Raw genomic sequence first — 10,306 nt, forward strand, 5'->3', positions numbered from 1 at the left:
CCGCCAACTGGAAGTGGGATTTAAGCACCATCCCAGTTAAAAACCTTCCCAGCCAATTAGCTGCCTCGCAGATGATTCCGGTGAAAATGATAGATGTGGAGCAACATGTTTAAGCTGTTTACTGCCCGCAAACACGACAATATCTGGGAGTTTGATGGGGGTATCCATCCGCCAGAAATGAAGCTGCAATCAAGTCGGGTTCCAATGCGTATCGCGACTTTGCCGGAACAATTAATCGTTCCTTTGCAACAGCATTTGGGGCCAGAAGGCGAACTGCGCGTCAGCACCGGTGAGCGGGTGTTAAAGGGTCAACCGCTGACTGTTGGCCGTGGCCGTACGGTGCCGGTACATGCACCGACTTCCGGCGTCATCACGGCAATTGCGCCGCATACTACTGCCCACCCCTCCGGTCTGGCAGAGCTGTGTGTACACATAACTCCCGATGGTGAAGACCGCTGGCGCGAGCAACAGCCGTGGACCGATTACTCGCTACGCGATAAAAACGACCTGCTGGAGAGGATCCATCTGGCGGGTATCGCCGGTTTAGGCGGCGCGGGGTTCCCTACCGCTAGCAAACTACAGGGCGGTTTGAACAGTGTAACCACACTCATTATTAACGCTGCCGAGTGCGAACCTTATATCACTGCCGATGATCGCCTGATGCAAGAACATGCCTCAGAAGTGGTCTTGGGGACACAGATTTTAATGTACTTGTTGCAGCCGCAGCAGGTGCTGATGGGTATTGAAGACAATAAACCCGAAGCTATCGCCGCTCTAAAACAGGCATTACGCGGTCAGGATAAAATACAGCTGCGGGTGATACCCACTAAGTATCCGTCAGGTGGGGCCAAGCAACTCACCAAGATCCTGACAGGTAAAGAAGTACCTTTCGGTAAACACTCATCATCCATTGGCGTATTAATGCAAAACGTCGGTACGGTGGTAGCCATTAAGCGAGCGGTTATTGACGACGAGCCATTAATTGAACGCGTGGTGACATTAACCGGTGATGCATTATCAAAACCAGGTAATTTCTGGGCCAGAATTGGCACGCCCGTGCTGCATTTGTTGAAACTGGCCGGTTTTACGCCGCAAAACCAACCGATGGTGATTATGGGCGGCCCATTGATGGGCTTTACCCTACCCAGTCTGGATGTGCCGATTGTTAAGATCAGTAACTGTATTTTGGCTCCCACGGCAGCCGAAATGGGGTTATCTGAGCCTGAACAGTCGTGTATTCGCTGCGGTTTGTGTGTAGATGCCTGTCCGGCGGGCTTATTACCTCAGCAACTCTATTGGTTTAGTCGTGGCGAAGAGCATGAGAAAGCGCGCAATCATAATTTATTTGATTGTATCGAATGCGGTGCCTGCGCCTATGTTTGCCCAAGTAATATTCCTTTGGTGCAATATTATCGTCAGGAAAAGGCCGAAATACGCGCCCTTGATCAAGAAGCTGAACGTGCTGCACAAGCGAAAGCGCGTTTTGAAGCTAAGCAGGCACGCCTTGAGCGGGAAAAACTGGCGCGCGAATTGCGCCACAAACAAGCCGCCGTCAAGCTGACAGATGTAGACCAACAGACGGTTGAAGCGGCTGTCAGTCGTTTAGCGCGTGAATCTAATAATACAGATTCAACTATCAGTGTGACCCTTGGGCAAACACCCGATAATAGTGCTGCTATTGCTGCTCGTGAGGCTCGTAAAGCACAAGCTCGAGCACGTCAGGTAGAGAAAAAGCTTGCTACCGCCGAACCAGAAACTGATGCTATTGACCCACGTCAGGCCGCAGTTGCTGCGGCTATTGCCCGCGTGAAAGCTAAAAAAGCCGCGCAAGCTCAACTTGAGTCAGATGCGGTGAAAAGTGACAGTGAAGTATCAGAGGAAGATCCGCGCAAAGCTGCTGTCGCCGCTGCTATCGCCCGCGTGAAAGCCAAAAAGGCTGCACAAGCTCAACTTGAGTCAGATGCGGTGAAAAGTGACAGTGAAGTATCAGAGGAAGATCCGCGCAAAGCTGCTGTCGCCGCTGCTATCGTCCGCGTGAAAGCCAAAAAGGCTGCACAAGCTCAACTTGAGTCAGATGCGGTGAAAAGTGACAGTGAAGTATCAGAGGAAGATCCGCGCAAAGCTGCTGTCGCCGCTGCTATTGCCCGAGTGAAAGCCAAAAAGGCCGCACAAGCTCAACTTGAATCAGAACCGGTGAAAAGCGAAAGTGAAGCACCAGTGGAAGATCCGCGCAAAGCTGCTGTCGCCGCTGCTATTGCCCGAGTGAAAGCTAAAAAGGCTGCGCAAAGCGCATCAGCCGTTAAACCCTGACCAGGTAAGAACTGACGCGCTTTTGCCGTCGCAGTTGAGCGTCAGTTCACGGACATAAGGTAGGTGTAGGTAGATGAAATATCACGTAATTTAGATTCGGCGTGGCAACTATCGACCTCAATCACTTCCATTTCAATACCACCGCCGAACTCATCACGCAGCTTGGGCAGCACTTCATTAAACAAATATATTGAAAACTTGATACATTCTTTAGCATTACCTTGATGAGAAATAGCCAGAAACTCTCCCTTAGGAATTGAGATACTGTCTATCTCTCGATGCCCTTGAATTTCATGCCGTTTTTCTTTATCAATTGCCGTCGAATAATACATACTTTTCTGCCCTTGCTGATCCTTATTGGCAGAAAACAGGGAATACACTCGCTGGCAAGAGAAGTTAACTTCCTTAAAAAAATCGAGCATAATTTCATCTTTCATTGCCATGCAAGAGGAATGCTGCCCGCTGCAATGATTATGTTCATCAAAATTCAGCTGCCGGGTAAACCCGACCAGCTCTTGCGCAGGTAAAGATACCCGTTTGATTTCTGGCGTGTAATTCTCATAGAAGTTAAAGCGCGGAAGCATTCCCTGCACATCCCACTGATCCATCTGGCGAAAACTATTGGGCGTGACACCAAAGCGCTTCTTAAAGGTACGAGTAAAGGTCTGTTGTGAGTCGAAACCCAATTCATCAGAAATCTCAATGATTGGCCGACGCGAAATGCGTAGAGCAACAGCCGCGCGCGTCAGTACCCGTCCACGTATATAGGAGGCTAATTGTAACCCCACAATACTTTTAAATTTTCGTTGCAGATGCCATTTTGAATATCCGGAAATTTTTGCCACATCATCCAAGGTAGGACGTTTTTCTAAATTAATTTCAATCCATTCAATTAATTCATCTATAAACAATATGTCTTCGTTTATCATTTCATTGTTCTTTAAATATATAATTACACTGCATACTACATTAATCTATCATTATGCCAACGCTTTTCTCAACTCTCATTTCTCACGTTAATAAATCGTTAACTTACAATTAATTACAAATAAAACAATCATATCATCTATTATTATAATCACCTGCTGCCCCCTGACTGTCACTTAAGTCTAATTACATATGCAGGTAAAAATCCTATTTTCACTAATTGCTTGTAACTACCCGGATATAAATTGCAAGTTAATTTTTTTGATTGGCGCAGTTTATTAAACATACCTGCTTTCTTAATAGAGCGGCAAATGATGAACAATAACCCTACGATTAGGGCGTATTACACTTTGCTTGAATAGGGTAGAATGCCGCACCAATATTATCCCCCTAACGGCTGAGTGTATTGACGCCCGCAAGCATCGACTTGCCCGCGCAACGCCTGCGTTTGAGAATCCTGATAAGTATTTGACATATGGTTACAATTTCATGAAATTCAGGCCTGTAACATCGACCCAGAACAAAGGGTTGCAGATAGCCAGTTCCCCTTTTACACATAATCAACGTAGCACCCGCAGTATTATGCTGCTGGTTATTTTAGCCTGCATTCCGGGGATTATTGCCCAGACTTACTTCTTTGGCTATGGCAGCCTAATCCAGGTTGCACTAGCTATCATTACCGCCGTGCTGGCCGAAGGCGCTGTTTTGCATTTACGTAAACAGCCGGTACTGACACGATTACAGGATAACTCTGCCCTACTCACTGGCTTATTGTTAGGTATCAGTCTGCCGCCACTTGCCCCTTGGTGGATGATTGTTCTGGGTACTGCATTTGCCATTATTATTGCCAAACAACTTTACGGCGGTTTAGGCCAGAATCCGTTTAATCCTGCCATGGTCGGCTATGTTGTATTACTGATTTCATTCCCGGTACAAATGACCAGTTGGCTTCCTCCGCTGCCATTACAGGGAACGCCGGTCGGATTCTATGACAGCTTATTAACTATTTTCACCGGATTCACCCAAAATGGTGCCGATATTCACCAACTGCAGATTGGCTATGATGGGATAAGTCAGGCCACACCGCTCGATAACTTTAAAACCTCACTGCGCTCCCAACCCGTGGAACAGATTCTGCAACAACCGATTTTTACCGGGGGGCTGGCGGGTATTGGTTGGCAATGGATTAACCTCGGTTTCCTGGCGGGCGGCCTGTTGCTGCTATGGCGTAAAGCCATCCACTGGCATATTCCGGCGAGTTTCCTGTTGGCTTTGGCAGGTTGTGCTGCTATCAGTTGGATGATTGCGCCACACAGCTTCGCCCCCCCTATGTTGCATCTGTTTTCTGGTGCCACCATGTTGGGTGCTTTCTTTATTGCAACCGATCCGGTCAGCGCCTCGACAACACCTCGTGGTCGGCTGATTTTCGGCGCATTGATTGGCATTTTGGTGTGGCTGATTCGCGTTTACGGCGGTTATCCCGATGGGGTAGCATTTGCGGTGCTGCTGGCCAACATCTGTGTGCCACTGATTGATCACTACACTCAACCACGCGTTTATGGTCATCAGCGTGGGCATAAATAAGGAGCCGTTATGCTAAATACTATGAAGCGTCACGGCATCACTCTGGCATTGTTTGCCGCAGGTGCCACTGGGCTGACAGCAGTGGTTAATTCGTTAACCGAATCTACCATCGCCCATCAGGCTGCACTACAACAGAAAGCCTTGTTGGATCAGGTCGTTCCAGCAGAAAATTATGACAATGACATGCAAGCCGAATGTTACGTTGTCATTGATTCAGCACTCGGCAATATGGCCCCTCACCGTCTTTATCTGGCGCGCAAAGAGGGCCAGCCAGTCGCTGCCGCCATCGAAACTACCGCGCCAGATGGCTATTCCGGCGCTATCCAACTATTGGTCGGAGCAGACTTTGGCGGCAACGTATGGGGTAGTCGGGTGATTGAACATCACGAAACCCCTGGCCTCGGTGATAAAATTGATATTCGTATATCTGACTGGATCAGTCATTTCAGCGGTCGACATGTTGCAGGTGAGCAAGATAAGCGCTGGGCGGTGAAAAAAGACGGCGGTGACTTTGATCAGTTTACCGGCGCGACCATCACGCCGAGGGCAGTAGTCCGGGCGGTGAAAAATACGGCGCTATTTTTAGAAACTCTGCCGGTAAAACTCGATAGTTTGCCCGTCTGTGGAGAAGATCAATGAGTGAAGCAAAAGACTTGTTAGCCCAAGGGCTATGGAAAAATAACTCAGCATTGGTACAACTGCTGGGCCTGTGCCCGCTGTTGGCAGTTTCATCAACGGCAACCAATGCGCTAGGCTTGGGTCTGGCCACCACACTGGTATTGGTATGCACCAACACCGCTGTATCGGCGCTGCGCCGCTGGGTGCCGAATGAAATCCGCATCCCTATCTATGTGATGATCATTGCTTCAGTGGTCAGTACTGTGCAAATGCTGATTAACGCCTATGCATTTGGTTTATATCAGTCTCTTGGGATATTTATCCCGTTGATTGTGACCAACTGTATTGTGATTGGTCGGGCAGAAGCATACGCAGCCAGGAACCCGGTAGGTTTATCGGCACTGGATGGTTTAGCTATGGGGCTGGGGGCAACATGCGCATTATTTGTCTTGGGCTCCCTGCGTGAAATCCTGGGTAACGGTACCCTGTTTGATGGTGCCGATATGTTACTCGGTGATTGGGCAAAAGTACTGCGCATTGAAGTCTTACATCTGGACAGCCCTTTCCTGTTAGCCATGTTGCCACCGGGCGCGTTTATCGGTCTGGGTTTGTTGTTAGCCGGGAAATATGTCATTGATGAGAAAATGAAAGCGCGCAAAGCCAGAGCCTTGGCTACCGCACCGCAACTTCAGGATGGAGTGGCAGAGAAAGCCTTATGAATCAAGAGAAACGTGTTGCTATTTTGACCCGCCTACGGGATAACGACCCACACCCAACGACGGAGTTGGTCTACAGCACGCCGTTTGAGTTGTTGATTTCGGTGCTTTTGTCGGCACAAGCAACCGATGTCAGTGTCAATAAAGCCACTGCCAAGCTCTATCCAGTGGCTAACACTCCACAGGCCATACTGGATCTGGGTGTTGATGGCCTCAAGTCATACATCAAAACTATTGGTTTGTTTAACACCAAAGCTGAGAACGTGATTAAAACCTGCCGGATATTGCTGGAAAAACATCACGGCGAAGTGCCAGAAGATCGCGCAGCACTGGAAGCACTACCGGGTGTTGGCCGTAAGACCGCCAATGTGGTGTTGAATACCGCTTTTGGTTGGCCGACGATTGCCGTTGATACGCATATTTTTCGTGTCTGTAACCGCACAGGGTTCGCCCCTGGTAGCAATGTTGATCAGGTTGAAGCCAAGTTACTCAAAGTGGTTCCCGCTGAATTTAAACTGGACTGCCACCATTGGCTGATTTTACATGGCCGCTACACCTGTGTTGCCCGCAAACCCCGCTGCGGTTCGTGCATTATTGAAGATTTATGTGAATTTAAAGAAAAAGTCTATCCTGAACATTAATCACCCCGCCCAGTAAAATATGCTGGGCTGGTGGAAGATTCACTGCAATAAGCCAGTGCCATAACAGATCAGTATTCATTCAGTTCTCACTGAGTGAACTGTTTGATTAGTGACTCTAAATAGATCTGTTGTTTTATTAGCGGCTTCGATAGCCCAGCTTCATCCAGAGGAGTACCTTCCAGAGCCGCTATCTCATGAATAAAAATATGCCATGCACGGCTGAGTTTTTCGGCCTCAGCAACAACCGCACTTTTCTCTTGATCAATTTTAATCACCGCGTTAACACCAGAAATTAACCTCTCTGATTGCTCTAATTGGCAATTGAGTTCGATTAAACGGGTGGAGGCGGTATCTATTTGGTTATCCAGCTTTTTCCGGGCGTCAGTTAAATCTATATACTTTAAACCCTCAGAAAACTGTCCCAATAATTTTTTGGTGATCTCTAATGACTGTTTAAGCAATTCTATTTCAGGTTTAGCCAGATCTAATTCACTTAAATTTTCCCCTGTTGGGATAAGATCTTTAAATGCATCGACCAGATTATGCTCGCGGATAACATCCAAAGCTTCGATTATCTTATCTCTTTTCTTCTCAATCTCTTTTCTTTCCAATTCTTTGGTAGCGATATCTGCTGTCAGTTGTTTTTGACGTGATTGTTCTGCTTGCAAGACTTGGTCGGTTCCTTCAATAATCACCACATTATGCAGATCAGAGGAAGACTTATCTAATAACTCAGTTTTTTCGATAAACAACTGCTTTAGTTGAGCAATGTCATTAGCCAGATTTTTAATAATATTAATACGCTCTTTACGCATTTCAGATTTACTTTCTTCATCGATATCTTGACTGATCAGTGCCTCATCAATTTCTTCCAGAGTGGTAAAATAGGTGAGAGCCAGAGTATTTTCCAATTTAACCTGTAAACTTGATAGTGACTCTCGCACAATAACATCCAACCTTTGTGCATATAAACTGACTCGTAGTGCCTTTTCCTGTAGGACTTCAACGCCTGTCGTTTTGAACTGAGCGAGATGAGATATATTTTTAACGCCTTGGCTAAAAATTTTAATATTAATGTCTGGGTAACTCAGACCACTGTGTGGAAATGTGCTTATTTCGGCCATAGTGATAATCCTCATAATAAATAATTAAATACGGTAAAATGGATTAGTTATACACTTTTTTGTATTCTTTTATTGCCTCATCAAATATATCCACCAACTGGCGGGCAGAATCTCCGACACTTTTCCATGGAGTTATAACCTGCTGGAATTTATTAACAAAACTAGTCAGGCGCAACGCATTGTTAATCATCGCAAATTGTGTCTGAGATTCAGTAATTTGGTTGAGAACAGATAACCACATAAAATCCAAATGATTAAGCGCCGATTCGGCATCAACCATTCGAATGCCAATATCACTAAATGACAGAGAAAGTGCCTCTAACGCAGTTTGTAATGCCCTTTGGGAGCTAACTTTTTTTTCTAATTCAGCAACCTCAGAGATTAATGCGTTTTTTTCTTTTCTGGCGTTTTCTGCTTTAGCACCAAAGATCCCACCAGTAATAGCAATCGCTATTATGCCGCCTATGGCCCCAGTAAAAGACAACCCGACAAACTTATCGTAATCTTTCTTTAGTTGCTCAATTCTATCTCTTTTCTCTTTTATTTTTTCGTCTAATTCCTTTATTGATTTCCTCATGTTGTTTTTTTCCATCAGGTCGTATTTTGTTTTGACCTGAGGTTCCAGTCCATTCACTTTATCTCCCGAAGATAACTCACCGCCGGTCAAGGTGATTCTATAATCGGATACTTTTTTCCTGACATTCGCAGTTGTTGCTTGATGCCGGTTGATATCCACTTCCATTTCATCAAGAATATCTTTTAATGCTAAGGCTACTTCATGATCAGCAGATTCATAAGTGATATTCTTCAACTGCTGGTCTGTAATGTCACCCAACATAGTTTTGACACGCACGGCTATTGGCATTTGATTTATCAGATTAATAATCTCATTACCGGTACTGATGATGTTTTTTGCTGCTATATCCAGATCCAGACTTTGCTGTAATACAGCCTGTTCCACATCATTCCAATTTAAGGCATGATTATGAATTCCATCAAATAATAACTTAATATCTTTCGGCTCAAGACCAGCGACATCTATTTTTTTATATCCAAGGTAAGCCTCCACCTCATCCTGCCGGGTTGGTAATGAAAGCCCCTTTCTGACATAAAGTTTAAGGTTAATTAAATCCTCCTTAGTAAAAATCCCGCCGGAACGCGCAACACCGGTTTGCTCCCCGGTGATAAAGTCCAGAACAACTTTAGGTAACTCATTAAGTTGTATTGTGGTTTCAGCACTAGCCAGGTTATTATCAATAGCCAATTGTATTTGTGTCATTGTATTATCCTCATCTGGATGATTATGCATGCAGACCCGTAAAAGCAGGGGAAGAGCGCCCTTTATATATCTCAGCAGTGGTGCTAAATATGACTAATATTATTGTTTTTATTTAATGGTTATCATTTGAAGTTAATAGTTATTTTTGATTATTTATATTAGCACTTATATTAAACACACTAAGCTGCCTGCTATTAAATAATAGCGCAGTTAAGTCATTTTGCCATTATTTAAACCAGATAAAAATTAATACCAAGCATGTAAAATTATATTTCTGTTAATTGTAAAACCATTTATTAATATAATTATTAAATAACATCATTTCATAAATATAAGATACAGCCATTAACTCACCAGAGCAGAGGTACATCAACGGATTTGCTCCGCAACATTCGAGTGATAAGCCCGCTCTATGCCGCGATTGCGGTATTCGATTAGACGCTAGTGCCCCGCCCCACTAGACTTGTGACAAAACAGACTCAAACAGTTAATCATTTTGTTACCTGTTTGAAACAAAAAAAACCTGCGGCGTATTATTATGAAATTTAAATCAGCCATAAAACCCTATACCGGCGCTGCTGGTGGCTGGGGTTCTCTTGAAGCCACCACGCGCTTTGTGTTGGACAGCAAGCAAGCATTGAAGAATATTCGTAACTTGTTGCGCGTCAACCAAGTCAAAGGCTTTGACTGCCCAGGCTGCGCCTGGGGAGATGACAACCACAGCACTTTCAGTTTTTGTGAGAATGGGGCCAAAGCGGTCAGTTGGGAAGCTACCCGCAAGGCGGTGGAGCCGGAGTTTTTTGCGGAACACAGCCTGACGACTCTGCGCCAACAGAGTGATTACTTTCTTGAATATCAAGGGCGAATCACCCATCCCATGCGCTATAACCCCGAGACTGATCGCTATCAACCCATCAGTTGGGAAAGTGCTCTTGAGTTAATTGCCAAGCATATTAATGGGTTGGATAACCCAAATCAGTTGGAGCTATATACTTCAGGCCGAGCCAGTAATGAAGCCTCCTACCTTTATCAGCTTTTCGGCCGTATGTTGGGAACAAATAATTTTCCAGATTGCTCAAATATGTGCCATGAAGCCAGTGGTACCGG

Annotated in this window: 9 protein-coding genes and 1 pseudogene; 7 read left to right on the plus strand and 3 right to left on the minus strand. The window is 45.4% G+C overall.

What is annotated here, in order from left to right:
- Positions 1 to 113, plus strand: a pseudogene (locus tag ACNSO8_RS04065) (electron transport complex subunit RsxB); the annotation flags it as partial.
- Positions 106 to 2,310: an electron transport complex subunit RsxC gene (rsxC, locus tag ACNSO8_RS04070; RefSeq protein ID WP_418393909.1), complete on the plus strand. Its 2,205-nt coding sequence runs from the start codon at positions 106 to 108 to the stop codon at positions 2,308 to 2,310. The pseudogene ACNSO8_RS04065 and the gene rsxC, both read left to right, overlap by 8 nt.
- A gap of 41 nt (positions 2,311 to 2,351) precedes the next feature.
- Here the strand turns inward: rsxC and ACNSO8_RS04075 are convergent, their stop codons facing one another.
- Positions 2,352 to 3,239, minus strand: a complete 888-nt coding sequence (locus ACNSO8_RS04075; protein ID WP_050157806.1) for a helix-turn-helix domain-containing protein — start codon at positions 3,237 to 3,239, stop codon at positions 2,352 to 2,354.
- A gap of 487 nt (positions 3,240 to 3,726) precedes the next feature.
- Here ACNSO8_RS04075 and rsxD point away from each other — a divergent pair, with 487 nt between their 5' ends.
- Genes rsxD through nth form a run of 4 tightly spaced genes read left to right on the plus strand, consistent with a single transcriptional unit; the run spans position 3,727 to position 6,796 of the window.
- Entirely contained in the window at positions 3,727 to 4,821 is a 1,095-nt protein-coding gene (gene rsxD / locus ACNSO8_RS04080) for an electron transport complex subunit RsxD (RefSeq protein WP_019079467.1), read from the plus strand.
- A gap of 9 nt (positions 4,822 to 4,830) precedes the next feature.
- Entirely contained in the window at positions 4,831 to 5,460 is a 630-nt protein-coding gene (rsxG, locus tag ACNSO8_RS04085; protein WP_057631217.1) for an electron transport complex subunit RsxG, read from the plus strand.
- Positions 5,457 to 6,158, plus strand: a complete 702-nt coding sequence (locus tag ACNSO8_RS04090; RefSeq protein ID WP_046050900.1) for an electron transport complex subunit E — start codon at positions 5,457 to 5,459, stop codon at positions 6,156 to 6,158. The genes rsxG and ACNSO8_RS04090 overlap by 4 nt, the downstream gene beginning before the upstream one ends.
- Positions 6,155 to 6,796, plus strand: a complete 642-nt coding sequence (gene nth, locus ACNSO8_RS04095; protein WP_019083152.1) for an endonuclease III — start codon at positions 6,155 to 6,157, stop codon at positions 6,794 to 6,796. Before ACNSO8_RS04090 ends, nth begins: the two co-directional genes overlap by 4 nt.
- Before the next feature lie 86 nt (positions 6,797 to 6,882).
- On the opposite strand, the gene yaxB is transcribed toward nth, so the two are convergent.
- Both yaxB and yaxA read right to left on the minus strand, forming a co-directional pair.
- Positions 6,883 to 7,920 (minus strand): pore-forming cytotoxin subunit YaxB, encoded by a 1,038-nt coding sequence (gene yaxB / locus ACNSO8_RS04100; protein ID WP_019083153.1) that lies wholly within the window; start codon positions 7,918 to 7,920, stop codon positions 6,883 to 6,885.
- Positions 7,921 to 7,963: 43 nt separating this feature from the next.
- A complete protein-coding gene (gene yaxA / locus ACNSO8_RS04105) occupies positions 7,964 to 9,199 on the minus strand; it encodes a pore-forming cytotoxin subunit YaxA (protein ID WP_418393910.1) in 1,236 nt (411 codons plus the stop codon).
- A gap of 538 nt (positions 9,200 to 9,737) precedes the next feature.
- Between yaxA and ACNSO8_RS04110 the strand changes: the two genes are divergently transcribed.
- On the plus strand, positions 9,738 to 10,306 hold a 569-nt coding region (locus ACNSO8_RS04110; RefSeq protein ID WP_418393911.1), incomplete at its 3' end, for a molybdopterin-dependent oxidoreductase.

The organism is Yersinia sp. LJYL362, from assembly GCF_048323875.1.